The 26,762-nt window shown below is 66.4% G+C and carries 28 protein-coding genes and 1 tRNA gene; 5 read left to right on the forward strand and 24 right to left on the reverse strand.

Annotated elements, in window-relative coordinates; translation table 11 throughout:
- Nucleotides 1-96: 96 nt before the first annotated feature.
- The 6 genes from OK015_RS20645 to OK015_RS20670 all read right to left on the reverse strand — a co-directional run bounded on the left by OK015_RS20645 (nt 97) and on the right by OK015_RS20670 (nt 5,077).
- Complete coding sequence (locus OK015_RS20645) at nt 97-909, reverse strand: enoyl-CoA hydratase/isomerase family protein (protein ID WP_268125825.1); 813 nt, start codon at nt 907-909, stop codon at nt 97-99.
- A 132-nt stretch (nt 910-1,041) separates the two neighbouring features.
- On the reverse strand, nt 1,042-1,872 hold the full coding sequence (locus tag OK015_RS20650; protein ID WP_268125826.1) for an SDR family NAD(P)-dependent oxidoreductase: 831 nt from the start codon (nt 1,870-1,872) through the stop codon (nt 1,042-1,044).
- Nucleotides 1,869-2,555 carry a TetR/AcrR family transcriptional regulator gene (locus OK015_RS20655; protein WP_268125827.1) on the reverse strand — a complete coding sequence of 229 codons (687 nt, stop codon included), beginning with the start codon at nt 2,553-2,555 and terminating at the stop codon, nt 1,869-1,871. The genes OK015_RS20650 and OK015_RS20655 overlap by 4 nt, the downstream gene beginning before the upstream one ends.
- On the reverse strand, nt 2,555-4,267 hold the full coding sequence (locus tag OK015_RS20660) for a class I adenylate-forming enzyme family protein (protein ID WP_268125828.1): 1,713 nt from the start codon (nt 4,265-4,267) through the stop codon (nt 2,555-2,557). The genes OK015_RS20655 and OK015_RS20660 overlap by 1 nt, the downstream gene beginning before the upstream one ends.
- Before the next feature lie 376 nt (nt 4,268-4,643).
- On the reverse strand, nt 4,644-4,970 hold the full coding sequence (locus OK015_RS20665) for a helix-turn-helix domain-containing protein (protein WP_268125829.1): 327 nt from the start codon (nt 4,968-4,970) through the stop codon (nt 4,644-4,646).
- A gap of 31 nt (nt 4,971-5,001) precedes the next feature.
- Nucleotides 5,002-5,077, reverse strand: a tRNA-Asn gene (locus OK015_RS20670).
- Between the two features lie 175 nt (nt 5,078-5,252).
- On the opposite strand from OK015_RS20670, the gene OK015_RS20675 reads away from it, so the two are divergent.
- On the forward strand, nt 5,253-5,531 hold the full coding sequence (locus OK015_RS20675) for a hypothetical protein (protein WP_268125830.1): 279 nt from the start codon (nt 5,253-5,255) through the stop codon (nt 5,529-5,531).
- On the opposite strand, the gene dnaG is transcribed toward OK015_RS20675, so the two are convergent.
- Genes dnaG through OK015_RS20690 form a run of 3 tightly spaced genes read right to left on the reverse strand, consistent with a single transcriptional unit; the run spans nt 5,506 to nt 9,409 of the window.
- Nucleotides 5,506-7,422: a DNA primase gene (dnaG, locus tag OK015_RS20680; protein ID WP_268125831.1), complete on the reverse strand. Its 1,917-nt coding sequence runs from the start codon at nt 7,420-7,422 to the stop codon at nt 5,506-5,508. The two genes, OK015_RS20675 and dnaG, sit on opposite strands and share 26 nt — an antisense overlap.
- A gap of 55 nt (nt 7,423-7,477) precedes the next feature.
- Nucleotides 7,478-8,113, reverse strand: a complete 636-nt coding sequence (sodC, locus tag OK015_RS20685; protein ID WP_268125832.1) for a superoxide dismutase[Cu-Zn] — start codon at nt 8,111-8,113, stop codon at nt 7,478-7,480.
- 30 nt (nt 8,114-8,143) lie between these two features.
- Nucleotides 8,144-9,409 (reverse strand): deoxyguanosinetriphosphate triphosphohydrolase, encoded by a 1,266-nt coding sequence (locus OK015_RS20690; RefSeq protein ID WP_268125833.1) that lies wholly within the window; start codon nt 9,407-9,409, stop codon nt 8,144-8,146.
- Between the two features lie 122 nt (nt 9,410-9,531).
- On the opposite strand from OK015_RS20690, the gene OK015_RS20695 reads away from it, so the two are divergent.
- Entirely contained in the window at nt 9,532-11,514 is a 1,983-nt protein-coding gene (locus OK015_RS20695) for a TPM domain-containing protein (protein WP_268125834.1), read from the forward strand.
- Nucleotides 11,515-11,607: 93 nt separating this feature from the next.
- Here the strand turns inward: OK015_RS20695 and OK015_RS20700 are convergent, their stop codons facing one another.
- From OK015_RS20700 to OK015_RS20715, 5 genes are all read right to left on the reverse strand, one after another.
- On the reverse strand, nt 11,608-11,892 hold the full coding sequence (locus OK015_RS20700) for a WXG100 family type VII secretion target (protein WP_268124020.1): 285 nt from the start codon (nt 11,890-11,892) through the stop codon (nt 11,608-11,610).
- Between the two features lie 41 nt (nt 11,893-11,933).
- Nucleotides 11,934-12,173: a WXG100 family type VII secretion target gene (locus OK015_RS20705; protein ID WP_442791315.1), complete on the reverse strand. Its 240-nt coding sequence runs from the start codon at nt 12,171-12,173 to the stop codon at nt 11,934-11,936.
- Complete coding sequence (locus OK015_RS29100) at nt 12,154-12,465, reverse strand: hypothetical protein (RefSeq protein ID WP_326498556.1); 312 nt, start codon at nt 12,463-12,465, stop codon at nt 12,154-12,156. Before OK015_RS29100 ends, OK015_RS20705 begins: the two co-directional genes overlap by 20 nt.
- 591 nt (nt 12,466-13,056) lie before the next feature.
- Nucleotides 13,057-14,235 (reverse strand): PPE family protein, encoded by a 1,179-nt coding sequence (locus tag OK015_RS20710; RefSeq protein ID WP_268125835.1) that lies wholly within the window; start codon nt 14,233-14,235, stop codon nt 13,057-13,059.
- A gap of 155 nt (nt 14,236-14,390) precedes the next feature.
- On the reverse strand, nt 14,391-15,782 hold the full coding sequence (locus OK015_RS20715; RefSeq protein WP_268125836.1) for a glycine--tRNA ligase: 1,392 nt from the start codon (nt 15,780-15,782) through the stop codon (nt 14,391-14,393).
- A gap of 180 nt (nt 15,783-15,962) precedes the next feature.
- On the opposite strand from OK015_RS20715, the gene OK015_RS20720 reads away from it, so the two are divergent.
- Both OK015_RS20720 and OK015_RS20725 read left to right on the forward strand, forming a co-directional pair.
- On the forward strand, nt 15,963-16,355 hold the full coding sequence (locus OK015_RS20720; protein ID WP_442791316.1) for an ArsR/SmtB family transcription factor: 393 nt from the start codon (nt 15,963-15,965) through the stop codon (nt 16,353-16,355).
- Nucleotides 16,352-16,744, forward strand: a complete 393-nt coding sequence (locus OK015_RS20725) for a Fur family transcriptional regulator (RefSeq protein WP_268125837.1) — start codon at nt 16,352-16,354, stop codon at nt 16,742-16,744. The genes OK015_RS20720 and OK015_RS20725 overlap by 4 nt, the downstream gene beginning before the upstream one ends.
- An 86-nt stretch (nt 16,745-16,830) precedes the next feature.
- Here OK015_RS20725 and OK015_RS20730 read toward each other — a convergent pair whose 3' ends face one another.
- Genes OK015_RS20730 through recO form a run of 3 tightly spaced genes read right to left on the reverse strand, consistent with a single transcriptional unit; the run spans nt 16,831 to nt 18,951 of the window.
- Nucleotides 16,831-17,259: a hypothetical protein gene (locus tag OK015_RS20730; RefSeq protein ID WP_268125838.1), complete on the reverse strand. Its 429-nt coding sequence runs from the start codon at nt 17,257-17,259 to the stop codon at nt 16,831-16,833.
- Nucleotides 17,259-18,137, reverse strand: coding sequence for a decaprenyl diphosphate synthase (locus OK015_RS20735; protein WP_268132943.1), 879 nt, complete (start codon nt 18,135-18,137; stop codon nt 17,259-17,261). The genes OK015_RS20730 and OK015_RS20735 overlap by 1 nt, the downstream gene beginning before the upstream one ends.
- 16 nt (nt 18,138-18,153) lie before the next feature.
- Nucleotides 18,154-18,951, reverse strand: coding sequence for a DNA repair protein RecO (recO, locus tag OK015_RS20740; protein ID WP_268125839.1), 798 nt, complete (start codon nt 18,949-18,951; stop codon nt 18,154-18,156).
- 61 nt (nt 18,952-19,012) lie between these two features.
- Here recO and OK015_RS20745 point away from each other — a divergent pair, with 61 nt between their 5' ends.
- Nucleotides 19,013-20,488 (forward strand): amidase, encoded by a 1,476-nt coding sequence (locus OK015_RS20745; RefSeq protein ID WP_268125840.1) that lies wholly within the window; start codon nt 19,013-19,015, stop codon nt 20,486-20,488.
- A 6-nt stretch (nt 20,489-20,494) separates the two neighbouring features.
- On the opposite strand, the gene era is transcribed toward OK015_RS20745, so the two are convergent.
- From era to OK015_RS20780, 7 genes are read right to left on the reverse strand one after another with little or no spacing between them, the layout of a single operon-like run.
- The gene (era, locus tag OK015_RS20750) at nt 20,495-21,394 is read right to left on the reverse strand and encodes a GTPase Era (RefSeq protein WP_268125841.1); all 900 of its coding nucleotides are present in this window, start codon (nt 21,392-21,394) and stop codon (nt 20,495-20,497) included.
- A complete protein-coding gene (locus tag OK015_RS20755; protein WP_268125842.1) occupies nt 21,391-21,711 on the reverse strand; it encodes a cytidine deaminase in 321 nt (106 codons plus the stop codon). The genes era and OK015_RS20755 overlap by 4 nt, the downstream gene beginning before the upstream one ends.
- Nucleotides 21,704-23,008 carry a hemolysin family protein gene (locus tag OK015_RS20760; protein WP_268125843.1) on the reverse strand — a complete coding sequence of 435 codons (1,305 nt, stop codon included), beginning with the start codon at nt 23,006-23,008 and terminating at the stop codon, nt 21,704-21,706. Before OK015_RS20760 ends, OK015_RS20755 begins: the two co-directional genes overlap by 8 nt.
- 5 nt (nt 23,009-23,013) lie before the next feature.
- Nucleotides 23,014-24,255: a hypothetical protein gene (locus OK015_RS20765; protein WP_268125844.1), complete on the reverse strand. Its 1,242-nt coding sequence runs from the start codon at nt 24,253-24,255 to the stop codon at nt 23,014-23,016.
- A 23-nt stretch (nt 24,256-24,278) separates the two neighbouring features.
- Entirely contained in the window at nt 24,279-24,812 is a 534-nt protein-coding gene (ybeY, locus tag OK015_RS20770) for an rRNA maturation RNase YbeY (protein WP_268125845.1), read from the reverse strand.
- An 18-nt stretch (nt 24,813-24,830) separates the two neighbouring features.
- Nucleotides 24,831-25,889 carry a PhoH family protein gene (locus tag OK015_RS20775; protein WP_268125846.1) on the reverse strand — a complete coding sequence of 353 codons (1,059 nt, stop codon included), beginning with the start codon at nt 25,887-25,889 and terminating at the stop codon, nt 24,831-24,833.
- Between the two features lie 55 nt (nt 25,890-25,944).
- Nucleotides 25,945-26,751 (reverse strand): 16S rRNA (uracil(1498)-N(3))-methyltransferase, encoded by an 807-nt coding sequence (locus tag OK015_RS20780; protein WP_268132945.1) that lies wholly within the window; start codon nt 26,749-26,751, stop codon nt 25,945-25,947.
- Nucleotides 26,752-26,762 lie beyond the last annotated feature (11 nt).

Raw genomic sequence — 26,762 nt, forward strand, 5'->3', positions numbered from 1 at the left:
CTGCCACCTCCTTTCGGGTTGGCAGGCTTTCGGCGATGCGAATCGGGCGACCTTCGTCTTGGGTAGCCGTAGCGGTTTCGGGCACTGCGCGCGCGTTCATCGGCCCTGGTAATCCGGCTCCTCGCCGGTGAGGAATGCACGCTGACCCCGCGCCCAGTCGTCGGATCTGCACAGGTAGCTGAATGTCTCGGTTTCGAAGGGGATGTTGTCGTTCAACGGCCGGCCGACTCCACGAAGGATGGTTTGTTTGGCGGCTCGTACTGCCAGTGGGCCGTTGGAGGCGATTCTTTGTGCGATGGTCATGGCTTCCCGCATGAGGTGCTGCGGTTCCACGATCTTGGTGACGAAGCCGATTCGGAGTGCTTCCTCGGCGTCGTAGATTCGTCCGGTCAGGATCAGTTCCATCGCGCGGCCGAGCCCGATGATGCGCGGCAGTCGTGAACAACCGCCGTCGCCGGGCATCAGCCCCCACTTGATCTCCTGATGACCGAATCGCGCGTGCGGCACGGTGATCCGGATATCGCAGAACTCGGCGAGTTCGTGTCCGCCGGCGATACAGTCGCCGTTGATCGCGGCGATGATCGGTGTGTTGATCGTGTAGCCACCTGAGACTCCCGCCCATCCCGGTCCTTCCAGCGCGCGGCGGCGGTTGTCCTCGTCGCTGGCGTCTCGGATGTAGGGGATGAGTTTCTTCAAGTCCGCACCGGCAGAGAACGCGGAGCCTTCGCCGCTGATGATGGCAACGCGGATGTTGCGGTCGGCTTTGATGCGGTCCCAGGCGGCTAGCGTGGCGGCGGACTGCTCGAGGTCGAACGCATTGCGTTGGTCTGGCCGGTTCAGGGTCACGATGGCGATGTGGCCTCGCACCTCGTACTTGACGACGTCGGTCTCGGTGAGAGCATCAGTCACGGGAAATCCTTTCGATAATTGATGAGTAGTTAGCTACTTTTACTAGCCGTAAGGACTGCTCGAGGGTGGCTGCGCGACGCGGATCCGGGCTAGCGGAAGGCGGGCCGCTGCCCCGTCACCGGACTGACGGGTTCAGCACGTCATCCCACCGATTTGGCCCCCGCTGACGGTCAGCACGTGGCCCTGGACGTAGTCGGAGGCGGGTGATGCGAGCCATGCGACCGCTTCCGCAATGTCGGAGGCAAAACCGACACGTCCCAACGGATTGGTGGCTAGTGCGGTATCGCGTACTGCGTTCGAGATGCCGAGTTGGTGTGTGCGCCCGCCGATGTCGATACGATTGTCGGGGTCCGGGCTGGCGGTCAGCCGTGTTTCGATGAAACCGGGAGCCACCGCATTAACGTTGATACCAAGGTGTCCCCATTCCTTGGCCAGCGCCTTGGTCATCGCGATTGTCGCGCCCTTGGCGGCGGAGTAGTTGATTTGGCCGCCCTGGCCCATCAGGCCGGCCAACGACACCACGTTGACCACCTTGCGGTGCTCGAGCCGATTCGCGGCGATCTCCTGCTTGGCGGCAGCGCGCATCGGCTTGGCCGCCGCGCGCAGTAGGCGGAAAGGGACGACGGTGTGGATGTCGAGCATGGCCTGGAACTGTTCGTCCGACATCGTATGTATTGGGCCGTCCCAGGTGTAGCCGGCATTGTTGACCACGATGTCCAACCGGCCGTGCGCGCGCACTGCGGTATCGACAACGGCGCCTGGGGCCTCGGGAGCGGTCAGGTCCACCGCCACCGGTGTCGAAGGTCCCGGCAATTCCCCAGCCGCACAGCGCAGCTCGACGTCGTCGATGTCAGCGAGGACCACCGTGGCACCGCGCTCGGACAGTTGTCGGGCAATCGCAGCACCGATGCCGCGGGCGGCGCCGGTGACGATCGCGACTTTGCCGCTGAGATCGTCGGTCATCGCTGTTCTCCTTCGGTCTGGTGGGGAGTGAGGGCCGCGGTGAGCAGGTCCGCCGCGAGTTTCAGCGTGGCGGTATGTTGCGGATGACCGCCGGTGCGGTTCTTGATGTCCTCGACCTGTATGGTTCCGACGACGATTCCCCAGATCACGTCCGCAAGCGGCGCTACCGGCACATCCCGAATCAACCCCTTCTGCACGGCGGTGCGCAGGATCGCGCGCGCCACCGTAAAGTCCTGTCGCCCTTGGATGTCCAGGGCGGCGACGGTGGCCGGGTCCAGGGTCTCCACCAGCCGGGTTTGATGGAGCAGCTGAGTAAGCCGAAACCGTGCCGGGTCGGTGCGGTATGGGGTGAGCACCGCATCGAGGTACTCGCGGATCAGTTCGCGGCAGCTGCCGATCAACCCGGCCTCGAGGTCTCGCTGGAGTGCCTGCAGTTGGGCCCCGATGTCGGCGAATACCGGAAGCATCAGTGTGAGCAGCAGCTCGTCTTTCGTGTGGAAGTATCCATAGAGCGTGGGCTTGGTGATCTCGGCCCGAAGCGCCACCTCCTCCATCGTGGAACCGGCGAACCCCCGGGTGCTGAACGTCTCCTGCGCTGCGGCCAGGATGCTGTCCCGTCGCGCGATACGCTCACGTTCGCGCCGGCCGCGCGCCACCACCGATAACTCGTTTGCTCGCGCCATCACTGCTGCTCCGTTCGCCGCGCGCGTAATTCCTGCTTTAGCGTCTTGCCCATTGCGTTCTTGGGCAATGCGTCGACCACCTCGACTCTGCGTGGCACCTTGAAAGCCGCAAGATGTTCTCGCACATAGGATTCCACCTCGTCGGGTGTGACGTCACCGACGACGAAAGCGACCGGGATCTCACCGCGATAGGGATCGTCTTCTCCGACGACGGCCGCATCGGTGATTCGAGGGTGTTGCAGCAGTGTCGCCTCGATCTCCGCTGGGGCGACGTTGTAACCGGAGACGAACAGAAGCTCTTTCTTGCGGTCGACGTAGCGCAGCGCGCCGTGTTGATCGAGGTAGCCGATATCGCCAGTGCGCAGCCAGCCGTCGGCACCGAACGACGCTTCCGTGTCCTCCGGCCTGCCCAGATAGCCTTTGGAGACCTGCAGGCCACGAAATTCAATCTCGCCTTCGATCTCGCGGGCCGCCACACACCCGTCGACGGTGACCCGTACCTCTCCGACGACCGGCACGCCGAGCGTGCCATGAGTGGGTTTGCCGGGCAGACCGTTGAATGTCCCGAGACTGTTCAGTTCGCTCATCCCCCATCCGCCGTGCAGCTGCAATCCCGTCGCCTCTCTCCATCGCTGCGGCAAGGCCGCAGGGATCGGGGCCGCACCCGTCGAACAGACTCGAATGCCCGACAGATCGGTGTGCTCCAATCCATGCTTCAACAGGGCGACATAGAAGGTGGGCGGACCGAAAAGCACGTTGAGCGAATGTCTTTGCACGCAGCGCAATACATCGCCCGGGTCGAACAACGGCCGCGGGATGACAGTCCCCCCACGCACAAAGGTCGGCAGCGAGTACACAAAGAAGCCGCCGGTGTGGAACAGGGGCAGGATCGACAGGGTAACCGGGATGCTCACCCCCGGCATGGCCAGAGTGTGTGTGACGGCATTGTGCATCAGGTTGTAGTGGGACTGCAGGACGCCCTTGGGACGGCCGGTGGTGCCGGCCGTGTACACGATCTGGCCGATCTGCTCTCGCACGTCGGCGACGCAAGCGGGGTTTAGCAACGGCTGGGCCGTCATCATCTCGTCCAGAAGTGCCGGCGCGGCAGCGGGCCGGCGTCCGGGCGACGGCCACCACGCGTCCAGCCCCGGGTACGGGGCGAACTCAGGGTCGGCCAGATCGGTGATCGACACGGTGAACACAGTCGTTTGGCTCCGCCCGTCCGCTGCCTGTTCGATGACGGGCAGTAGCTCGTCGAGGCAGATGATGACGCGGGGCGCCGCGTCATCGAGCAGGAAGCGCAGCTCCTCGGCGCGGTACATGACGTTGACGCCGCAGTGAACCGCACCGAGGCGGGCCAGCGCGAAGAAGATCACCCAATGCATCGCCGAAGTGGGCACCATCACGGCAACGACATCGCCGCGGGTCACTCCGCACCCGCGCAGGACGGCGGCCGCGCGACCGACCAGCTCGTGCAGCTCGCCGTAGCTAATGCTGCGGTCCAGGTAGATGATCGCCAGCTCATCGGGCCGCTCGGCGGCTTGACGACGAACGACTACGTCGACGGTCTGCTCGGGTATCGGTGGCAACGGTTCGGCCCACTGCGGGTCGAACATCACGTAGGCGTCGTCGGGCGCGTAACAGTCGGCCTCGGCGAGCCAGTTCGCGGGGTAGCCGATCCCCTCGAACCACTGACGAAGATCTGCGTTCATATTACGAATCGTAAACTATTCGACTACTCGTATCAATCCTGGTCAATCCGTAGCGGCCTCCGCACGGGACGAAAGCGAGTGCACGCGGTACACGCCCATCCGTCTAGCGCCTTAGTGGTGGTGTGGTAAGCACCGACACTGTGCGCCTGTGTGGCGATCAAGACGGCAGTTGCTGCCGCAGAACATATTCCGGCCGATCCGGCGCCCGTCCGTGCACCCGCTCTGCCGATATCTCGAAATGCCGATGTGCTGCGAATGGTGGTCGGAGGCGCGGCGCTGGCGGGAATGGGGTTGCGCCGCTACACCTTTGGGCGACCGCCGCTGCTGGGGACCTACCGCCTAGCCGTTCGACGACGGTTCCCGCGCGTCCAGGTGCCTAGGTGGCGTCGCCTCGCGTGGTGCGTAACTCTTGTCGGCGGGCCGAATGGAGCTTGGGGAAGATCTTGTTCAGATGCCGTTCGACGGTCCGCGGGCTGATGAACAGTCGCACGGCGATCGCTTGATTGGTGTGCCCGCCGCCGGAGGGCTGATGAACAACTCTCGACTGGATGCGGAATCCCAGGGGTGGTGGCTGGCGTACGGCGTCCCCGGTGGCCCCGCTCGATGAATCCCTCAGCTCCGGCCCTGACGAAAAGACCACCGCTACCGCGGCTACCTCAGCAGGATCGCGGACGCCGCGCATCGAGCAAAATAGCCCGGTCATCGCCCACGGGTGGCGAAAATGCCCCCTGACCTGGCTCCCCCGGGTGGACTCGAACCACCAACCCTTCGGTTAACAGCCGAATGCTCTGCCAATTGAGCTACAGGGGATTACCTGGCCCGCGCGCGAGGTCTGGCGCGGATCGCTGGACGACTTTAGCGTACCGGGATACCCGCGCCCAAGTTCGGGCCAGCCCGCGCATGCCCAGCTAGATCGATCGGGGCGCACGCACCCCGGCGAGTGAGGCAGGATGGACGCATCCGCACCGTCGTGGGGAGGGACGTTTTGATCCGATATGTCGTCGTGCTCGGACTGGGCTACGTGCTGGGCTCGAAAGCCGGACGCCGCCGATACGAGCAGCTCGTCGGTACGTACCGCGCGCTGACCAGCAGCCCGGTAGCGCAGTCGATGATCGAGGGTGGCCGGCGCAAGATCGCGAATCGGATCTCACCGGACGCCGGATTCGTCACCGTGGCCGAGATCGACAACGAGACCGCCGTGGTGCAACGCGAAGCCGAGCGGCCGGCCGATGAGGCCCTCACGCCGTCAGATCGTCGCCGCTAGCCTGCTCCAGCAGGCTGCGCCGGTATGCCTCCATCGCGACCAGGTCGCCGAACAGCGCGTGATATTCATCGCCCTGCTCGATCGGCGACATGCGCTGCAGCTTGGACTTCACCTCGGCGATCTGGCGGCCCATCCAGACTTCCTGCAGACGGGCCAGCACCCCGGCGATGTAGCGCGGCAGTCTGTCGTCGTCGACGGCGACGGCCTCCACCCCGAGCTCGTTGATCAGGCCGGCGGTCAGGGTCGAGGTGGTGTGGTGCCGCACCGCGTCGATCCACTGTGCACCGGTGACGCCGGCCGACGTTCCGCCGGCCGCGTCGATGGCCGCGCGCACCGCCGCGTAGCCGGGGTGGGTGAAGCTCTCGACGGTGAGGGTGTCGAACACCGGGCCGGCGAACGCCGGGTACTGCAGCGCCGACTTGAGTGCCTCACGCTGTGGCCACAGGGTCGGGTCGCGCGGGTCGGGACGCGCGGCGGGCTCGGCGGGGGCGCTGTGCGCCGGCTGCTCGGTGCCGCGACGAGTCGGCGCCGACCCACCCCGGGTCGCAGGAGACTTGGACTTTTTCGCCTCGGTCCGCACCCGGTCGATGACCTGCGCGACGTCGTCCCAACCCACCCAGCCGGCAAGCTGACGGGCGTACTCGTCGCGCAGCGTGGGGTCTTTGATCTGGCCCACCATCGGCACGCAGCGGCGCAGCGCGGCGACCCTGCCTTCGGCGTTGTCCAGGTCGATCTCGGCGATCGCGGTGCGAATGGCGAACTCGAACAACGGCGTTCGTCGTGCCACCAGGTCGCGAAGAACACCGTCGCCGGCCTTGAGCCGTAGGTCGCACGGATCCATGCCGTCCGGGGCGACCGCGACAAAGGATTGACCCGCCAGATTCTGCTCGCCCTCGAAGGCCTTGAGCGCGGCCGCGCGTCCCGCCTGGTCGCCGTCGAAAACGTAGATCAGTTCCCCGCGAAAGAAGCTGTCGTCCATCATCAGCCTGCGCAGCATCGCCAGATGCTCGTCGCCGAATGCGGTGCCGCACGACGCGACCGCGGTGGTGACTCCGGCCAGATGCATCGCCATCACGTCGGTATAGCCCTCGACGACGACCGCCTGATGTCCCCTGGCGATGTCACGTTTAGCCAAGTCGAGGCCGAACATCACCGCCGACTTCTTGTAGAGCAGCGTCTCAGGCGTATTGACGTACTTGGCTTCCATCGGATCGTCGTCGAACAACCGCCGGGCCCCGAACCCGATCACCTCACCGGACGAACTGCGGATGGGCCACAACAGCCGGCGGTGAAAGCGGTCCATCGGCCCGCGCCGCCCCTCCCGCGACAGGCCGGCCGCCTCCAGCTCCTTGAATTCGAAACCCTTGCGCTGCAGATGTTTTGTCAGCTTGTCCCAGCCAGACGGCGCGAATCCGCAGCCGAACCGGCGGGCGGCCTCGGCGTCGAAGTCGCGCTCCTTCAGATACTGACGGGCCGGTGCCGCCTCGTCGGACTCCAGCGCCTCCGCATAGAACTCGGCCGCGGCGGCGTTCGCCGCGACAAGCCTGCTGCGGCTGCCGCGATCGCGCTGCACGCTGGTGGCCGGGCCGCTGTAGCTGATCGTGTGGCCGATCCGGTCGGCGAGCAGTTCGACGGCTTCGACGAAGCTGACGTGCTCGATCTTCTGGATGAACGCGTACACGTCGCCACCCTCGCCGCAGCCGAAGCAATGGAAATGGCCGTGGTTGGGGCGGACGTGAAACGACGGCGACTTCTCGTTATGGAAGGGGCACAAGCCCTTCAGCGAGTCCGCGCCCGCGCGGCGCAGCTGGACGTAATCGCCGACGACTTCCTCGATGCGGGCACGTTCACGGATGGCGGCGATATCACGATCGGAGATCCGGCCAGCCATCGGCTCAGTCTAGGACGCCGGATCCGCGCCCTCCCATCAACCAGTGACGACCAGCTCAGCTGGCCGGGTTGATCACGCCGCAGGCGACGCGCTCCATTGCCCCACCGGGCATGCCGGGCATTCCCGGCATGTCGCCACCTTCCACGCCGTGCAGCATCAAAGCGGTCTTGTTCGGTCCCAGCAGCAGGTCCCTGGTCACCGCATCGGTGGTGGTCACCAGGTAAGCCGAGCCGTCCTGGCGCACTTCAAGCGAGGTCAGGTCGCCGCTTTCGGGCTTCCCGGTGTGCCCGGGCGCCTGGAGGTGGCCGCCCGCGGACAAGAAGTCACCGGGTGGACCGCCGGTCGGGGCCACCGAGTTCGGCTCGCATTTGCCGATCTCGTGAATGTGCAGACCATGGAAACCGGGCGCCAGGATGCCGGGGGTGTCCGTCTTGACGGTGACGGTGACGTAGCCGTCGGCGAAGTCGAAGGTGGCCGTGGCCACTTGCCGGCCGTCGGGCGCCTTCAGAGCGGCGGTCAGGGCTTGGCCGCTCGACGACGGGCTGGATGTCACCGACGAGCTGGCAGAGCCGCTCGCGACGGGAGGCGTGGTGCCCGGCTGGGTGCTCGCATGCTGGGGCGAACTGCAGGCGCTGACGGCCGCGATCGGGATCGACAACAGGGCGGCGGCAACGGCGGTGTGTCTGCTCATGCCCGCAGCCTAACGGGTGCCATGCGGCCGTTACGGGCTCGTCGGGCCGGCAGCGATTCGCTCCAGCCGACCTTCGGTATACGAGGCGATTTGGTCGATGACCACCCGTAGCCGGGCGCCGTCGTCGGCCGCGGTGGCAAATGCCGAGGCGAAGACGGGATCGAGCGTTCGGGGCGCTCCGGCGTAGAGCCACTGCGCCACGTGATGAATAAGGTCGCGCTGACGAGCCTGAGTTTCCAGATGCCGCGGATCGGACATGATGAACTGCAGCGCCAGGATTTTCAGCAAGGCAACCTCGGCGCGAACCAAGTCGGGCACCTGCAGATCGGCCTGGAAACGCACCAGCGGACCGGGGCCCGCCGCCGCGCGCGTGGTCGCGATCGCGGCCGAGGCGAATCGCCCCACCAATTCACTGGTCAACTGCTTGAGTGCGACCGACGCTGCCAGCGTGGCGTCGTACTTGCCAACCGCGGCAACCACCGGCAACCCCGACAGCCGGCGCGCGGCAGCCATGAAATCGTCGGCACTCACCCGGGAGAATTCGCTCTCCCCCAGCTTGGCCAGCGCCGCCGCCTCGTCATCGTCGGCAAGCACTCGCAAATCGATGCGCTGCGAGACGACGCCGTCCTCGACGTCGTGCACCGAGTACGCGACGTCGTCGGCCCAGTCCATCACCTGTGCTTCCAGGCACATTCGATCCTGCGGCGCTCCCGCGCGCATCCAGTCCGCCGCCAGCCCGTCTTCTTCGTAGAACCCGAACTTGCGGTCCCCGTCACGACGCATCCACGGGTATTTCGTGACCGCGTCCAGCGAAGCGCGGGTCAGGTTCAATCCGGCGCTATTGCCTTGCTCATCAAGCACTTTGGGCTCGAGGCTGGTCAGGATCCGGAAATTCTGGGCATTTCCTTCGAAACCACCGTGCTTGTCAGCCACCTGATTGAGTGCGCGCTCGCCGTTGTGTCCGTAGGGCGGATGCCCGATGTCGTGGGCCAGCCCGGCCAGCTCGACGAGATCCAGATCGCAGCCCAGCCCGATCGCCATGCCGCGCCCGATCTGGGCGACCTCCAACGAATGCGTCAGCCGGGTGCGCGGGGTGTCGCCTTCACGAGGCCCGACGACTTGCGTCTTGTCCGCCAAGCGGCGCAGCGCGGCGCTGTGCAACACGCGCGCCCGGTCCCGCGCGAAGTCGCTGCGGTACTGACCTTCCGTGCCCGGCAGACCCGCGGTCTTCGGCGCTTCCCGTACCCGCCGTTGCCGGTCGAAGTCGTCGTATGGGTCTTGCAGGTTCGTGATCACCGACGCACAGTCTGCCAGGGAATGCCGGGAAGTGGCTCCGCTCTGGCCCGGGCCGTTCCGCGGCCCGCGGCACCCCGCCTCACGCCCTGCGGGCCGGTGCGGTCGCGGGGCTAAATTGACCTATGCGCACTGGCCGCCTACTCGGCGTGATCCTGACAACGCTCATCACCGGGCTGCTGGTGGCACCGGCTGCCGACGCGCAGCCCCCGTTCCGGCTGCCCGGGTATGTCACCGACAACGCGGGCGCACTGTCGCCCTCCGGTCACGCCGACGTGAGCGCGGCGATCGACAAGCTCTACGCCGACCGCCACATCCGGCTGTGGGTGGTCTACGTCGACGACTTCTCCGGCCAGAACGCGATGAGCTGGGCGCAGCGCACGGTCCACGAAAGCGATTTGGGTACCTACGACGCGGTATTGGCGGTCGCCACCACCGGACGCGCGTATGCCTTCCTGGTGCCGTCCGGGGTGAAAGGCGTGACCCAAACTCAGGTGGACCAATTGCGCCGCAACGAGATCGAACCCGATCTGCGCGACGGGGATTGGCGGGGGGCCGCGGTTTCCGCGGCGAACGGCCTCAACGCGACGCCGAATTCGTCGAACCGATTCTGGCTGCTCGGCGCACTGGGCGTGATCGTGCTCGCGGTGGTGGCTTTGGTCCTCGTCACGCGTTATCGGCGCCGGCGACGCCGCACCGCCGAATTGGCAGCCGCGCGACGGGTCGACCCCACCGATCCCACGGCGCTGGCCGCCGTGCCACTGGGAGCACTCGACGACCTGTCGCGGTCGATGGTGGTCGCGGTCGACAACGCGGTGCGCACCAGCTCCAACGAGCTTGCCCTGGCGATCGACGAGTTCGGCGCCGAGCGCACCGAACCTTTTACCCGGGCCGTCAACAACGCCAAAGCCGCTCTGTCCGAAGCTTTTACGGTGCGCCAGCAGCTTGACGACACCACACCCGAGACACCCGCGCAGCAGCGCCAGCTGCTCACCCAGGTCATCGTCTCGGCGGCCGGCGCCGACCGCGAACTGGAAGCACAGACCGAGGCGTTCGAGCAGCTAAGGGATTTGGTGGTCAACGCCGAATCGAAGCTCGACGCGCTGACCCAGCAGGTCGTCGAACTCACCAGCCGCATCGAGCCGGCCGAACAGCGGCTCGCCGAGTTGAACACGGAATTCGGTCCTGCGGCACTGACTTCGGTATCGGGCAATATCTCCACCACTAAGGAGCGGCTGGCGTTTGCCGACCGCAACATCAGCTCGGCCCGAACGCTGGCCGGCAACGCGGTCAGCGGACAGCAGGGCGGTTTGGTCGACGCGGTGCGTGCCGCCGAGTCGGCGCTCGGGCAGGCTCGCGCGCTGCTCGATGCGGTGGACAATGTGGCCACCGACATCCGGCGTGCCGTCGAGAAGCTGCCGGCGGTGCTGACCGACACCAAGGCGGGCATTGCGCACGCCGCCGAGCAGCTGCACGGGCAGAACACGAAATCCCCGCATATCAGCGAGCTCGTCGCGGCCCGTGACGCCGCGACCAGAGCCGTCGACGCCGCCGGGGGTGGATCCGCCGATCCGCTGGGCACCTTCGCTGCGCTGGCCAAGGCCGACGCCGAGCTCAACCGGGTATTGGCCACCCTGGCCAAGGAACGGGCGGACGCCGAACGGCTCAATCGGTCGCTCGAACAGGCGTTGTTCACCGCCCAGGCTCGCGTACGAGGGGTCTCCGACTACATCGACACCCGTCGGGGCAGCATCGGACCCGACGCTCGAACCCGGCTCGCCGAAGCCCAACGACATCTCGAAGCCGCCGAGGCCACAAAGTCGACCAACCCGGCCGAGGCGATCGCCCACGCGAATGCGGCATCGACACTGGCGGCCAACGCGCAATCGCTGGCCAACGCCGACGTGGTGTCGGCTCAGCGCGCCTACACCGGCCGCGGCGGCAACGACACCGGCGCGATGCTCGGCGGGATCATCATCGGCGACCTGCTCGGCGGAGGGATTGGGGGCGGCTTCGGGGGCTGGAGCCCCGCGTCGTTCGGCGGCTCGTCGAACTCGTCGCCGGGCGGCTCCGACGGCGGCTTCATGGGTGGCGGCGGCCGCTTCTGAGCCACCCCATCATGGGTGGCGGGCGCGTGTTCTGAGCCATCACGGAATCAGGGCCGCACCGATGACTCGGTGCGGCCCCGCGATCGACATCGTTCAGGCCCAGCTGGACCCGACGGCGCTGTCAGTGCTGGCCATGTTGTTGCCGGCGCTCTGCACCTTCTGCCCGTGCTGGTTGGCCTGCTCGTAGATCACCTGGAAGTTACGACCCAACTGGGTGATGAACTCCTGGCAAGCCACCGAACCGGAACCGCCCCAGAAGTCCCCCGCAGCAAGCACATCGCGGACGATGGCCTGGTGCTCGGCCTCCAGCGAAGCGGCCTGCGCGCGGATCAGCGCGCCGTGCGCATCCACGTCTCCGAACTGGTAATTGATCGACATTGTCTACGTCCTCAATTGTTGGGCAGCAACGACTTTCGCCACTAGTGGCTGAGGGACTGCTGCGAGGCCTGCTCTTGCGTCTCGTAGTTGTTCGCGTCCCGGACGAGTCCGTCACGCACGCCGTGGAGCATGTTGACGATGTTGGTGAACGCCTGGTTCATCTGACCCATGGTGTCGTAGGACGTCGCCTGGGCCTGCCCACTCCAGCCCGCGGACTCAATACACCGACGTGCCGGGCCAATTGGCCGGCAGTTTTTTATCTCAACCTGCCCACGGAGAATGCGGTACAACGCTGCTGGGTCGCGGCGCTTCGAAGCGAGGTTCGGCTTCGCCTCCCCATTCGCCCCACTTTTCGCTCATGCCTTCGGAAGCGGCCTCTGAATCCGGCCCGTCGGTCGCTTTGTCATCGTCAGCGGTGCGCTCTTCGCGCTCCGGTGCCCAATGGTCATAGTCGTCCGGCGGAACAGCCACGCCCCAACTGAGCGGAACCGTTAAGCGACCGAGCATGCCTGACTCACCCCGAACTGCCGCGACCGAATCGTCCGGCAGGGGTGAACCGAGAGGCAATAGCACGATGCCCCCTTCCACACCCGAAACTCTGTTAACACCATCCCCAACGGTGCAAAAAATCACCACCAAGTATTTCCGATACTAAATCAAAACCACGGACAATTGTTCGGAATCTCCGGCTTTTGCGCCGCCACACTCGGAATTTCGCGCCCGGTAGGTGCCCGCGACCGCGACCGCCGTCACACCCGGCCGACCGAAGCGTCGGCAGGACGCGACCGCACGATGTGACGCGCCGCGCCGAACCACACACTCGGCATGTACTGCGAAAAATGTTGCTCGGCAAAGGTTCTGCGGCGATGTGGCCGCAGGGCCGAGCAGGCGCGTTCGCGACGGCCCGCGCCGCGCCACGTCGGCGCGACAGTTCGTCGAATCCCACGGGCCGCGTGCGGCCGGGTCGGTGTCCACGATGCCGCGGCCCGCGGCCAGGGCGTTCTGCCGAGCATGGCGGGCGAACGTAATGGTTCACCCGCGCAAACCGTACCTAATAGTTTGCTTAAGCGATTAACCGATGAATACTCGCCTGCAACACATTTGGGAAATTCGCGGCAGCCCGATCCATTCGTTTGGCCCGCCCGGGCAATTGCTCCGGCTCGCTCAGGCCCCCTTGCGAGGCACTACCTTGGGCCGGCCCTGCACCACGTGGGGCGGACTTTCTCCGGCACGACCCAACATTTCGGCCGGCTTGTCATTCGCGGCGCCCGCCCGCGCGGGCACCGGCATGCCACCGGGGGATCCGACCGGCTCTGCGACGGCGCCGGGCGCTCCCGCTCCCGCCATCGCCGCGCTGAGGACCGGAGCGGGCGTCGACCCCTGCCACACCGCGGGCACCGAAATCGACCCGACCAACCGCGCCCTGCCCAGACTGGCCGAAATTGACGAGCCCCAGCTCCCGTCGCCGCTCAGCATCCGCATCGTCGGAGCGGTCGAACCGACGGATTGCGACGCCCCGGCGGCCGTCATATTCGTCGCACTGGCCAGCGACGTAGCGGGGACAGTGCCCTGCGCCAGCGCCATCATCGGCGTCGTCAACGCGCTCGCGGGATACATTCCGATCTGGGCCACCGACATCAATGACGACACCGGCGCCGACGAAACTATCGACCCCACCTGGGTCAGCGCGGACTGAATCGCGGTCACGGCGGACGAGAACCCCGGACCGAATATCTGACCACCCACCGACGACAACGCCCCGGCGAACTGCGACGCCAGCGTACTCAGCGGCGTGGTGAACAACCCCGCCAAACTCGACGGCGCCGCACTGATCGACGGCAACGCCGACACGACCGATTGCGCTCCCGCGTGATAGCCGAACATCGCCAGCACATCCTGAAGCCACATCTCGATGTACTGGAATTCGGTGGCCGCGATTGCCGCCGTGTTCTGGCCCAGAATATTCGTCGCGATCAGTGTCATCAGCTGGATGCGATTCGCTGCCACCGCCACGGGCGGCACCGTCGCCGCGAATGCCGACTCGTAGGACATCGCCGCGACCCGAGCCTGGGCGGCAGACATGGAGGCGTGCGCCGCCGCCGTGTGCAGCCACTGCAAATACGGCGCCGCTGCCTGCGCCATCGCCTCTGAGGACGGGCCCATCCACTGCCCACTCGACGCCAGGCCCGACACCACGGAGTCGAACGACGTGGCCGACGCCCACAAGTCGGCGGCCAATCCGTCCCACCCCGCGGCAGCAGCCAGCAGCGGCCCGGAACCCGCGCCGGCATACATCAGGGCCGAATTGATCTCCGGCGGCAAAAACGCAAAATCCAGAACCATCTAGTACCTCGGACACGCCCAGCCGTTTCTACGGCTTCACAACTGCACCCCTACAGTCATACGGCGACTGGACACTGCGTATAAGACTAAGGCCGGATCGTAGGGCAGCACTACACCAAATTGCCGCGTTTGCCCAAATGCCTGAATAAGGCCAGCTAGGAGCCCTTGAGCCGAACCGCCAGGTAGTCGCCGACGGCGTCCATCGCCACCCGTTCCTGAGTCATCGCGTCGCGTTCGCGCACGGTGACCGCGTTGTCCTGCAGGGAATCGAAATCCACTGTCACGCAGAACGGCGTCCCGACCTCGTCCTGGCGCCGGTAACGGCGCCCGATCGCGCCGGCATCGTCGAAATCGATGTTCCACGATCTCCGCAATTCGGCGGCCAAGTCTCGGGCCTTGGGGCTCAAATCGGCATGCCGGGACAATGGCAGCACCGCCGCCTTGACCGGAGCCAGCCGGTGGTCCAGGCGGAGCACGGTGCGTTTGTCCACACCGCCCTTGGCGTTCGGGGCTTCGTCCTCGGCATAGGCATCGATCAAAAACGCCATGAACGACCGCGTCAGACCGGCCGCGGGTTCGATCACGTACGGGGTGTACCGAGTGTCGCTGACCTGGTCGAAGAAGGACAGGTCAGCACCGGAATGCTTTGCGTGCGTGGACAAGTCGTAGTCGGTGCGGTTGGCGACACCTTCCAGCTCACCCCAGGGGTTGCCCTGGAAACCGAACTTGTATTCGATGTCGACGGTGCGGTCGGAATAGTGCGACAGCTTCTCTTGGGGGTGTTCGTAGAGCCGCAGGTTCTCCGGGTTGATGCCGAGGTCGACGTACCACTGGTGCCGGGTGTCGATCCAGTACTGGTGCCATTCCTTGGCGGTAGAGGGCTCGACGAAGAATTCCATCTCCATCTGCTCGAACTCGCGGGTGCGGAAGATGAAGTTGCCCGGCGTGATCTCGTTGCGGAAGCTCTTGCCGATCTGCCCGATACCGAACGGAGGCTTGCGCCGCGCGGTCGTCACGACGTTGGCGAAGTTGACGAAGATGCCCTGCGCGGTCTCGGGCCGCAGGTAGTGCAGCCCTTCCTCGGTCTCGATGGGCCCGAGGTAGGTCTTGAGCATCATGTTGAATTCGCGCGGCTCGGTCCACTGACCGGGCTCGCCGGTCTCCGGGTCACGGATATCGGCCAGCCCATTGGGCGGCGGGTGGCCGTGTTTGGCCTCATAGGCCTCGAGCAGATGGTCGGCGCGGTAGCGCTTGTGGGTGATCAGCGACTCCACCAGCGGGTCGTGGAACACCTCGACGTGCCCGGACGCCACCCACACCTGTCGCGGCAGGATGATCGACGAGTCGAGTCCTACGACGTCGTCGCGACCGGTGACCACCGCGCGCCACCACTGCCGTTTGATGTTCTCCTTGAGTTCCACGCCCAGCGGCCCGTAGTCCCATGCCGACTTGGTGCCGCCGTAGATCTCCCCCGACGGATAGACGAATCCACGCCGTTTGGCCAGGTTAACGACGGTGTCGATGACGGACGCCACGGGGTGGTCCACTCCCTTTCGGATGATTCGGAGGCGGAGCGGCGAATCGTCGCCCGCGAAACATCAGCAATGGTATCGACCCGGCCCGGGGTCTTTGACATGCGTCATCATGCATGTGACAGTGGAAGTCGTTCCCTGTTCGTGGAGCTCCACATACCCGGTACTTCTCGAGGTGATTACTTTCGCATGGTGATGCCGACCGCAGCCCATGGCTCATCATCGGCTCTGGGTGCCCACCGGCACGGCGAGGCGGTGGGCGGCGAGCTTTCTCCGTTCGCTGAATATCCGGTGCCGCCGGCACGCGAGATCCTCGATGCCGCCGGCGAACTGTTACGCGCACTGGCCGCACCCGTGCGGATTGCCATCGTGCTGCAGCTACGCGAATCGCAACGCTGCGTGCACGAGCTGGTCGACGCGCTGGGAGTGCCACAACCGCTGGTCAGCCAGCATTTGAAGATTCTCAAGGCGGCGGGCGTGGTCGCCGGGGAGCGGTCTGGCCGCGAAGTGCTGTACCGGCTGGCCGACCACCACCTGGCGCACATCGTCGTCGATGCCGTCGCCCACGCCAGTGAGGACACACCATGACAGGAACCAGCGTCCGGTCCACCCGCCAGCGGGCGGCGATTTCCACCCTGCTCGAGACGCTCGACGATTTCCGCTCGGCCCAGGAACTGCACGACGAGCTGCGCCGCGGCGGCGAGAACATCGGGCTGACCACCGTCTACCGAACGCTGCAGTCCATGGCGTCGGCGGGAATGGTCGACACACTGCGCACCGACACCGGAGAGTCGGTCTACCGCCGGTGCTCCGAACACCATCACCATCATCTGGTGTGCCGCCACTGCGGGTCCACGATCGAAGTCGGTGACCACGAGGTCGAGGAGTGGGCGTCGCAGGTGGCCGCCAAGCATGGTTATTCCGATGTCAGCCACACCATAGAGATCTTCGGGATGTGCTCGGACTGCGCCCGCTGAGGGCTTCGATGCGCGCCGAGCGTGCGGCCAGCCGCGCGCTGAGCGCCGAATGCACGGCTGGCCGCGCATTCGGTCGTCAGAGAGGCTCAGGCCGTCAGCACGCGCCGCATCTGGGCGCCCGTGTCGAGCACCAGCAGGATCAGGGTGCGCAGTGCGTCATCGGCCAAACCCGCACCGGGAAAGTTGTATCTCAGCATCACGTCGGCGGTTTTTGACGCGCCTTTGCCGGAGTTGCGCTGCGCGGCCTTGTCGCTGACCTTCTCGACCACGGTCACATTGCCGAAGTTGCTGTCGTGCCCCTGCCTGGCCACCTGGTCGCTGAGCTTCTTGGTCAGCGGCAGATCCCACGCCACGATCTGGGTGAGCGACACCAGGTCGAGTCCGTCGGCGATGTTCACCACCCGCAACGACGCGAAGGTGCCGTCGTGGTGAACCGTCAGCCCGCCATCGGGTTCGTCCTCGACGGTCAGCACGTCGCGGAGGATCGATCCCAGGCGCTCCTGCAGCGATGGCATTAGGCGCTCCCAAACCGTCGGTTGCGGTCCGCGTATTCAACGCACGCGGCCCACAGGTCGCGACGGTCGTAATCGGGCCACAGCTTGTCCTGAAAGATGAATTCGGCGTAGGCCGCCTGCCACAGCATGAAATTGCTGGAGCGCTGCTCCCCCGAGGTCCGCAGAAATAGATCCACGTCCGGGATGTCGGGCCGTTGCAGGTGATGCGCCACCGTCGTCTCGGTGACGCGCTCAGGGTTGAGCCGGCCGGCAGCGGCCAGGCGCGCGATTTCCCTTGTAGCTTCCGCGATTTCGGCGCGGCCACCGTAGTTGACGCAGTAGTTGACGGTGATGACGTCGTTGCCCTTCGTCATCTCCTCCGCAATCGCCAATTCATTGATCACGCTGCGCCACAGGCGCGGCCGTGACCCCACCCACCGGATCTTGACCCCTATCGCCTTGAGGTTCACCCGACGCATCCGGACCACGTCGCGGTTGAATCCCATCAGGAAGCGGACCTCCTCTGGGGACCGCTTCCAGTTTTCGGTGGAGAAGGCGTAAAGGCTCAGCCACTTGATCCCGATTTCGATTGCCCCACACACGACGTCGATGACGACCGCCTCGCCCGCCTTGTGGCCGTCGGTACGGGTCAATCCCTGTTGGGTAGCCCAGCGGCCATTGCCGTCCATCACGATGGCCACGTGGTTCGGCAGTCGATCCGCCGGGATCCGCGGCGCGACCGCCTTCGACGTGTGCTGTGGTGGCCGGCTCGGGCCGCCGCCGGGAGCGGGCGGCAGCTCGGGGAACGCCACCGGCCATGTCGACCTGTCGGGAAATGTCGGGTAGTCGTCGGACGCGGCGGGCAGTTGCGGGAAGGCCAGGTAGTCCTTGGACTTCAGGGTGCGCTCGTGGTGCTTAGCCACAGGCCTCATCCTGCCCGATCAGCGCGACGCGCCGATCGGCGATGGTCCGGTCTACCCGATAATTGCGCTCCACCAGCGGCAACGTCTTGAGCTGGCGTTCCAGATGCCATTGCAGATGGGCGGCCACCAATCCGCTGACATGGCTGCGGTGGGATTGCGGCGTCGCCTCGGCGGCCTCCCAATCGCCATCGTGCAGCGCGGACATCAGTTCCAGCACGCCCAGCGGCGGCGTGGTCGAGCCCGCCGGGCGGCAGTGACCGCAGACGCTGCCACCGGCGGCGATGTGAAACGCCCGATGCGGGCCGGGTGTGGCGCAGCGGGCACACTCGGTCAGCGCCGGCGCCCAGCCGGCGATACCCATGGCACGCAGCAGGTAGGCGTCCAGTAGCAGTTCGCGGGGGCGGCGTCCGTCGGCCACCGCCCGCAGCGCGCCCACCGTGAGCCGGTGCAGTGCCGGGGCGGGCGCCCGCTCCTCACCGGCGAGGCGTTCGGCGGTTTCCAGCATCGCGCACCCGCAGGTGTACCGGCCGTAGTCGCTGACGATGTCGGTGGCGAACGCGTCGATCGAAACGACCTGGGTGACGATGTCGAGATTGCGGCCGGGATGCAGCTGCACATCGATGTGCGCGAACGGCTCCAGCCGCGCGCCGAATTTGCTGCGGGTGCGACGCACCCCCTTGGCCACCGCGCGGACCAGCCCGTGCTCGCGGGTCAACAGGGTGACGATCCGGTCGGCTTCGCCGAGCTTGTGCTGGCGTAGCACTACCGCTCGGTCTCGATACAGCCGCATCTCAACAGTTTTGCACCCCGCCGCGACATCGCGGGGATCCGCGCCGATAGTCTCGTACCCCGTGATTGGCGCTTTCGAGTCCGCTTCCGGGTCCGCTTCCGGATCCCGCGGCACGCGCCTGCCCACACTCACTGACCTGCTCTATCAGCTGGCCAGCCGGTCGGTGACATCCGACACATTGGTGCGCCGTTCGCTGCACGCGATCGATGCCAGCCAGTCCACGCTGAACGCATTCCGGGTGGTCTTGACCGAGTCCGCGCTGGCCGACGCGGCCGAGGCCGACCGGCGACGGGCCGCCGGAGACACGGCGCCGTTGCTGGGCGTCCCGATCGCCGTCAAGGACGACGTCGATGTTGCTGGCGTGCCGACGGCCTTCGGTACCGACGGCTACGTCCGGCCCGCCACCCAGGACGCCGAGGTGGTCCGCCGCCTCAAGGCCGCCGGGGCGGTGATCGTCGGCAAGACCAACAGCTGCGAGCTGGGCCAGTGGCCGTTCACCAGCGGGCCCGGGTTCGGGTACACCCGCAATCCGTGGTCGCGGCGGCACACCCCGGGTGGCTCGTCGGGCGGCAGCGCGGCCGCGGTCGCCGCGGGTCTGGTCACCGCCGCGATCGGCTCCGACGGCGCCGGCAGCGTCCGCATCCCGGCGGCCTGGACGCACCTGGTCGGCATCAAGCCGCAGCGTGGCCGCATCTCGACCTGGCCATTGCCGGAGGCGTTCAACGGGATCACGGTCAACGGCGTGCTGGCCCGCACGGTGGCCGACGCGGCGCTGGTGCTCGACGCCGCCTCGGGAAACGTCGAGGGCGACCGGCACAAGCCGCCGCCACTGACGGCGTCCGACTACGTCAGCATCGCGCCCGGGCCGCTGAACATCGCGCTGTCAACCCGGTTCGCCTACACCTTCTTTCGGGCCAAGCTGCATCCCGAGATCCTGGCCGCGACCCGTGCGGTGGGCAAGCAGCTCCAATTGCTCGGCCACGCGGTCGTGACCGGCAACCCGGACTACGGCCTGCGGTTGGGGTGGGACTTTCTGGCCAGGTCGACCGCCGGACTGCGGGAATGGGAGGAGCGGCTGGGCGACGGTGTCGTCCTGGACCCTCGCACCTTGTCCAACCTGAGGATGGGTCATGTGCTGGGGCAGGCGATCCTGCGCAACGCACGCCAACACGAGGCCGCTCTGCAGCGCCGAGTGGGCTCGATCTTCGACATCGTCGACGTCGTTTTGGCCCCGACGACCGCGCAGCCGCCGCCACTGGCACGATCCTTCGACCGGTTGGGCGGCTTCGGCACCGACCGCGCCATGATCAAGTTGTGCCCGGCGACCTGGCCGTGGAATGTCTTGGGCTGGCCGTCGATCAACGTGCCGGCCGGGTTCACCTCGGACGGCCTGCCGATCGGCGTGCAGCTAATGGGTCCGGCCAACAGCGAGGGCATGCTGATCTCGCTGGCCGCCGAGCTGGAGGCCGTCTGCGGCTGGGCCGCCAAGCAGCCGAAGGTGTGGTGGGAGCACGACCATGCCCCGCCGCAAGATTGAGACGCGCTAAAAGCCGAGCCGCCCAAGCTGTTTAGGGTCGCTCTGCCAGTTCTTGGCAACCTTGACGCGCAGGTCGAGATAGACCTTGGTGCCTAGCAGCTTCTCGATCTGAGTGCGCGCCGCCGTTCCCACTTCCCGTAATCGGGCCCCGCCCTTGCCGATGATGATGCCCTTCTGGCTGTCTCGCTCGACATAAAGCAGCGCGTACACGTCGATCAGATCGTCGCGATCCTCGCGCGGGTTGACTTCGTCGATCACCACCGCCAGCGAATGCGGAAGCTCGTCGTGCACTCCCTCCAGGGCGGCCTCGCGGATGAGCTCGGCCATCAAGGTCTCTTCGGGCTCGTCGGTCAGCTCGCCGTCGGGGTAATACGCCGGGCCGACGGGCAGTGCCGCGGCCAGCAGGTCGATCAGCATGTCGACCTGCGTGCCCGCCACCGCGGACACCGGGACGATTTCGGCCGATCCGTCGACGAGTTCACTGGCCGCAACCAGCTGGGCCGCCACCCGGTCCTTGGGCACCTTGTCGATCTTGGTGACGATCACGAAGAGGGTGGTTTTGGGTGCAACCGAACGAATCTGGTCGACGATCCAGCGGTCGCCGGGACCGATCGCCTCGTCAGCCGGGATGCACAGCCCGATGACGTCGACTTCGGTGTAGGTGTCGCGGACCAGGTCGTTCAGCCGCTTGCCCAGCAGAGTGCGCGGCCGGTGCAGACCCGGGGTGTCGACCAGGATGATCTGGAAGTTCTCCCGGTGCACGATGCCGCGGATGGTGTGGCGGGTGGTCTGCGGCCGCTTCGAGGTGATCGCCACCTTGGTGCCGACCAGAGCGTTGGTCAGCGTCGACTTGCCGGTGTTCGGCCGGCCGACCAAACACACGAAGCCCGAACGGAATTCGGTCATAGCGGGGTGCCGACGCGATCGGTGAGGATGATCGCCACAGTGGCACTGAGCTCGCGCACCGCGGCGATGCCGGGGTCGTCGGCCGATCCTGCCACCAGCACGGCGGCCTCCAGTCCGGTGGCCCCATTGGATACGGCCGCGGCCACCGCCGACTGCAGCCCGGTGAGCTTCAGCGCCGACAAGTCCACTGGCGCAGCCGCATACGTGCGGCCATCGGCATCACGGACCGCGGCGCCGCTGCCGGTCTCCGCACGGGCCATGGCGGCGCGGGCCAGCGCCACCAGCTCGGCGTCGTCGGGATCCAGCTGCTCAGCCATGATGAGTGCTCTCAAACTCGTGATCCTCCGACTCGGCCGGGCTGAGCAGAACGGTACCGATCCGCACCCGGCCGCGATGGTCGGGGCCGCCCTCGGCACGCAGCCGCAGGCCGTGCGAGACCACCTCGGCGCCGGGCAGCGGAACCCGGCCCAACTCCAGGGCCAGCAGGCCGCCCACCGTATCGACGTCGAGGTCGTCGTCGAATTCCACGCCGTACAGTTCGCCGACGTCTTCGATCGGCAGCCGCGACGACACGCGGAAATGCTTGTCGCCCAAGTCCTCTATCGGGGCCGTCTCCGCTTGGTCGTACTCGTCGGCGATCTCGCCGACGATCTCCTCGAGCACGTCTTCGATGCTGACCAGACCGGCGATCGCGCCGTACTCGTCGACGAGCAGCGCCATGTGGTTACGGTCGCGCTGCATTTCCCGCAGCAGCGCATCCAATGGCTTGGAGTCCGGCACGAACACGGCCGGACGCATCACCTGCGACACCTTGGTGTCCCGGCCCCCGTCGGCCGACAAGAACGTCTGCTCCACAAGGTCTTTCAGATACACCACTCCGACGATGTCGTCGACGTTTTCGCCGATCACCGGAATGCGGGAATGCCCGCTGCGCACGGCCAAGTTGGTTGCCTGGCTGGCGAATTTATCGCTTTCGATCCAGATCATCTCGGTCCGCGGCACCATGACCTCGCGCGCGGGGGTGTCGCCGAGTTCGAATACGGACTCGATCATCCGGCGTTCGTCGGCGGCGACCACGCCGCGCTGCTGGGCCAGGTCGACGACTTCGCGCAACTCGATTTCGGATGCAAACGGCCCGTTGCGGAAACCCCGGCCGGGTGTCAGCGCATTACCCAGTACCACCAGCAGCCGGCTGATCGGCATCAACAGCGACGAGATCACTTGCAGCGGAATGGCTGTGGCCATCGAAATGGAATACGCATGCTGGCGGCCGAGGGTCCGCGGACCCACCCCGATGATGACGAAGCTGGTCAGCACCATGATGGTCGCCGCACCGAACACCGCCCAGTTCAGACCGAAGTTGTCGTAGAGAAACACCACGAGCAGCACGGTCGCGGTGACTTCACAGGTGATGCGCAACAGCACCACCAGGTTGATGTAGCGCGGCCGGTCGGCCATGACCTTCGACAGGGACCGAGCGCCGGGCCGCTCATCGCGCACCAGCTCGGCCACCCGAGCCAGCGACACGGTGCTCATCGCGGCGTCAATCGCGGTGAAAACGCCGCCCAGGCAGATCAACGCGAGCGCGCCGAGCAGCTGAGTTATGCCGGTCAATTGTGCTAATGCCTTGACTCAGTCGCGGATTCTTTATTGGGATCGTCGCTCTTGCCTCGACGATTGAGCAACCCGGCGATGAGGACAACTGCCAACACCAACAACCCGTACCGCACCGCCCACGGCCACCACGCTTGGGCCGCCGGGGCGGGCTGAGCAGGTTGAGCGGGCTCCCCGCGAACGGCTAGCGCTACCAAGAAGTCGCCGTTGTCGGTCGGCCCGAAGCCCGGCAGCGACTGGGTCTTGCTCACCCTGATCTGCACGCCGGTGGCCGGATCGCCGACCTGGCCCCAGGCCACGGTGGAATCGTCGAGCAGGAAGGTGTCCTGACTACCCACGGATTGGCTTTCGTCGCGGCCAACCACCGCGACTTGGCCGACTTGCAGGATCTGGTTATCGGCGGGGACCTCGGCCAGGACATTCTGATACAGAGTCGGAGCTGACGGCATGGCGTATTCCGGCGGCGGTGGGCCCTGCCAGTTGGGCGGCGGCACAAAGGCCCCGCCGTAGAAGCTGCCCGCCGCCAGATAGCTCTCGCCGACCGCGGTGAACGGGACCAGGCCCACGGTGGCGGCATCCAGCACGATCCGGCCGCCGGCCGGCAGGTACGCCTCCCGGGAAGCGCCGTCGTAGGTGTAGCGGAAGGTCATCGCCTGACTGAGCGGGTTGTACAGCGTCGGGCGGTGGTACTCGTCGTAATCGACGTAGTCCCAGTGTCGAGGCCGCACCAGCGCCTTGTTGTCGGCCTTGACGAGCTCGATGTTCTCGCTATGGGCGCTGACGACGTTCTGCACCTGCTGGTTGAAGTCCGTCTCGGTCGGCGGCTTGGGCGGGTCGGCGGGATTGAGCCGCGCCGCCGGTGCGGCCTTGGCGGCCGCGACCGCCTGCGGTGGTGCATCCAGTTTCTTCGGTGGTGCCACCACCGAGACGTTTCTCGGCGTCCCCGGGGCCGGTGGATTGATCTTCGGGGTCTGCACCGGAACCGGCGCCGGACGCGTGGAAGTCGGCGGGGGCAACGGCGGAGGCTCCGGAATATATGCCGGGATGGTGCTCGACGGCGCCGGGGCCGGCCGGGGCGCGGGGGCGTTGCACACATTCGCCGTGTGATACGCCTGCACATAAAACAGACAGTGCTGGCAGGACACGGGGTTTGACCCCTCGCCGGCACACGGAGATGCCTGTGCCGCCCCGGGCGCAATAGCCAGCACCGTCAACGGCGCCAAAGTAAAGGCGGCCGCGACCGCCATCCCGAGTGCTCTCTTTAAAAGGCTCAATTGTCGAAATACCTTGACTTGTCCAGCAACCGGCGGTCTTTCTCGTCCTGCCGGTCGTAGTGGTACGCCTCGACCTGTTCGGCTACCCACTCTTCGAGAAGTCGCCCCTGCAGGGCGAACATCTCCTTCTCCTCGTCGTGCTCGGCGTGGTCGTAGCCGAGCAGGTGCAGGACGCCGTGAATTGTCAACAGCGCCAACTCATGTCCGAGACTGTGGCCCGCCGCGGCGGCCTGCTCGGCCGCGAATTCCGGGCACAGCACGATGTCGCCGAGCATCGACGGCCCCGGCTCCGGCGCGTCCGGACGGCCACCCGGTTCGAGCTCGTCCATCGGGAAACTCATCACGTCGGTCGGTCCGGGCAGGTCCATCCAGCGCATGTGCAGGTCGGCCATTGCGGCGGTGTCCAACAGGACCATTGACAGCTCGGCGCCCGGATGCACGTCCATTTTGGCGATGACGAACCGCGCGACGCTCACCAACTCCGCTTCGGAGATGTCGATACCGGATTCGTTGGAGACCTCGATCGTCATGGCCCGCTCACCGCACCATCATCGGCGACTGCGGGCGTTCGAGGCCCGCCGAGCCGCCCGATTCAGTCCCGAATCCGGCTCTTCGTGCCTGGCATAAGCGTCGACGATCTCCGAAACCAGCCGGTGGCGCACCACATCCACACTGGTCAGCTCCGCGATGTGAATGTCGTCGACGTTGTCGAGGATGTCTATCGCCGAGCGTAGGCCGGACCGGGCGCCGCCGGGCAGATCGATCTGGGTGATGTCGCCGGTGACCACGATCTTGGAACCAAAACCCAATCGGGTGAGGAACATCTTCATCTGCTCGGCGGTGGTGTTCTGCGCCTCGTCGAGGACGATGAAGGCCGAATTCAACGTGCGTCCACGCATATATGCGAGCGGGGCGACCTCGATGACCCCGGCCGACATCAGCTTCGGGACCAGTTCGGGATCCATCATGTCGTACAGCGCGTCGTACAGTGGCCGCAGATACGGATCGATCTTTTCGCTCAACGTGCCCGGCAAAAAGCCAAGGCGCTCACCGGCTTCCACCGCCGGACGGGTCAAGATGATGCGGCTTACCTGCTTGCTCTGCAGCGCGTTGACGGCCTTGGCCATCGCCAGATACGTCTTGCCGGTACCGGCCGGGCCGACTCCGAAGACGATGGTGTTGGCATCGATGGCGTCGACGTAGCGTTTCTGGTTGAGCGTTTTGGGCCGGATCGCCTTGCCGCGGCGCGCCAAGATATCCAGGGTGAGCACTTCGGCCGGCGATTCGTTCCCGGTTCCGACGAGCATGGCCACGCTGTGGCGCACCACCTCCGGTGTCAGCGGCTGCCGATTCGCGACGATGGCGACCAACTCGGAGATCACCCGCTCGGCCAACGCGACGTCGGCCGGCTCACCCGTAACCGTGACGGTGTTGCCACGCACATGTAGATCAGCGTTCAGCGTGCGTTCCAACGCGCGTAGGTTTTCGTCCGTCGCACCCAGCAAGCCCACGACCAGATCGGGCGGAACGTCGACACTGCTGCGAACCTGAGCATCGGCCTGCACGGCCCCAGTTGCGTCAACAGCGCTGGTCTCGCGTGGCGTCACGTGGTTTTCGATGCCTGCCTTCTCGCCTCGTCAAGGGTGGTTCGGATGCCTCAGTCTACGCCGAGGGCTCCGCCTGGTCAGCCGCGAGCGGCGGAGTTGGCCCGACCTCGACGGTTTGCTCCCATCGCGGGGTGAGCACCCCCAGCGCGCCCAGAGCCACCGCGGCGGCCGTCGAGGTCCGCAGTACCTGCGGGCCCAGCCGGATGGCTACGGCACCCGCGTCGGTCAGCGCCGCCAGCTCATCCGGCGCGATGCCTCCTTCGGGGCCGACCACAACGAACAGCGAGCTCGCCTGCGCCACAGCAACATCTGCGATCCGGTCGGTCGCCGACTCGTGCAACACCAATACCGCGGCACCGGCGGCCACTTCGTCGCGGACCCGCTGGATCAGCGCCGCCGTGGACAGCACGCCGTCAACGGACGGGATGTGCGCCCGCCGCGATTGCCGGGCCGCCGACCGGCCCACCGCACGCCAGCGGCGCAACCCCTTCTCGACGCGGGCCCCCTGCCAGCTGGCCACGCATCGCGCCGCCTGCCAGGCCAGGAACGCGTCGGCGCCGGCCTCGGTGGCCAATTCGATCGCCAACTCCGAACGCTCGGACTTGGGCAACGCCTGCACCACCGTCACCGGCGGCTTTCCCTGGGCGATGGTCCAGCGATCCAGTATCCGGGCCCGTAACCCGTCGCGCCCGGACTGCTCGACCGCGCAGCGCGCCAAGCCGCCGGCCCCGTCACCGAGCACCAACTCCTCGCCGGGCCGGATCCGGCGCACCGTCGCGGCGTGAAACCCCTCGTCACCGTCGACGACGGCCAGTCCACCGGGGTCGGGCAGTGCTTCGACGTAGAACAGCGTCGCCACCATGTGCAGGGGCT

The sequence above is a fragment of the Mycobacterium sp. Aquia_216 genome (assembly GCF_026723865.1).
GTDB lineage: Bacteria > Actinomycetota > Actinomycetes > Mycobacteriales > Mycobacteriaceae > Mycobacterium.

Bases quoted from the DNA above. Each gene is read 5' to 3' on its own strand.
- OK015_RS20650 (WP_268125826.1), bottom strand. From the start codon at position 1,872: ATGACCGACGATCTCAGCGGCAAAGTCGCGATCGTCACCGGCGCCGCC.
- dnaG (WP_268125831.1), bottom strand. From the start codon at position 7,422: ATGGCTGGCCGGATCTCCGATCGTGATATCGCCGCCATCCGTGAACGT.
- OK015_RS20700 (WP_268124020.1), bottom strand. From the start codon at position 11,892: ATGTCGATCAATTACCAGTTCGGAGACGTGGATGCGCACGGCGCGCTG.
- recO (WP_268125839.1), bottom strand. From the start codon at position 18,951: ATGCGGCTGTATCGAGACCGAGCGGTAGTGCTACGCCAGCACAAGCTC.
- ybeY (WP_268125845.1), bottom strand. From the start codon at position 24,812: ATGACGATCGAGGTCTCCAACGAATCCGGTATCGACATCTCCGAAGCG.
- OK015_RS20765 (WP_268125844.1), bottom strand. From the start codon at position 24,255: ATGGCGGTCGCGGCCGCCTTTACTTTGGCGCCGTTGACGGTGCTGGCT.
- OK015_RS20655 (WP_268125827.1), bottom strand. From the start codon at position 2,555: ATGGCGCGAGCAAACGAGTTATCGGTGGTGGCGCGCGGCCGGCGCGAA.
- OK015_RS20780 (WP_268132945.1), bottom strand. From the start codon at position 26,751: ATGGTGGCGACGCTGTTCTACGTCGAAGCACTGCCCGACCCCGGTGGA.
- OK015_RS20695 (WP_268125834.1), top strand. From the start codon at position 9,532: ATGCGCACTGGCCGCCTACTCGGCGTGATCCTGACAACGCTCATCACC.
- OK015_RS20710 (WP_268125835.1), bottom strand. From the start codon at position 14,235: ATGGTTCTGGATTTTGCGTTTTTGCCGCCGGAGATCAATTCGGCCCTG.
- OK015_RS20725 (WP_268125837.1), top strand. From the start codon at position 16,352: ATGACAGGAACCAGCGTCCGGTCCACCCGCCAGCGGGCGGCGATTTCC.
- OK015_RS20730 (WP_268125838.1), bottom strand. From the start codon at position 17,259: ATGCCATCGCTGCAGGAGCGCCTGGGATCGATCCTCCGCGACGTGCTG.
- OK015_RS20660 (WP_268125828.1), bottom strand. From the start codon at position 4,267: ATGAACGCAGATCTTCGTCAGTGGTTCGAGGGGATCGGCTACCCCGCG.
- OK015_RS20755 (WP_268125842.1), bottom strand. From the start codon at position 21,711: ATGGCTGAGCAGCTGGATCCCGACGACGCCGAGCTGGTGGCGCTGGCC.
- OK015_RS20665 (WP_268125829.1), bottom strand. From the start codon at position 4,970: ATGACCGGGCTATTTTGCTCGATGCGCGGCGTCCGCGATCCTGCTGAG.
- OK015_RS20720 (WP_442791316.1), top strand. From the start codon at position 15,963: ATGCCGACCGCAGCCCATGGCTCATCATCGGCTCTGGGTGCCCACCGG.
- sodC (WP_268125832.1), bottom strand. From the start codon at position 8,113: ATGAGCAGACACACCGCCGTTGCCGCCGCCCTGTTGTCGATCCCGATC.
- era (WP_268125841.1), bottom strand. From the start codon at position 21,394: ATGACCGAATTCCGTTCGGGCTTCGTGTGTTTGGTCGGCCGGCCGAAC.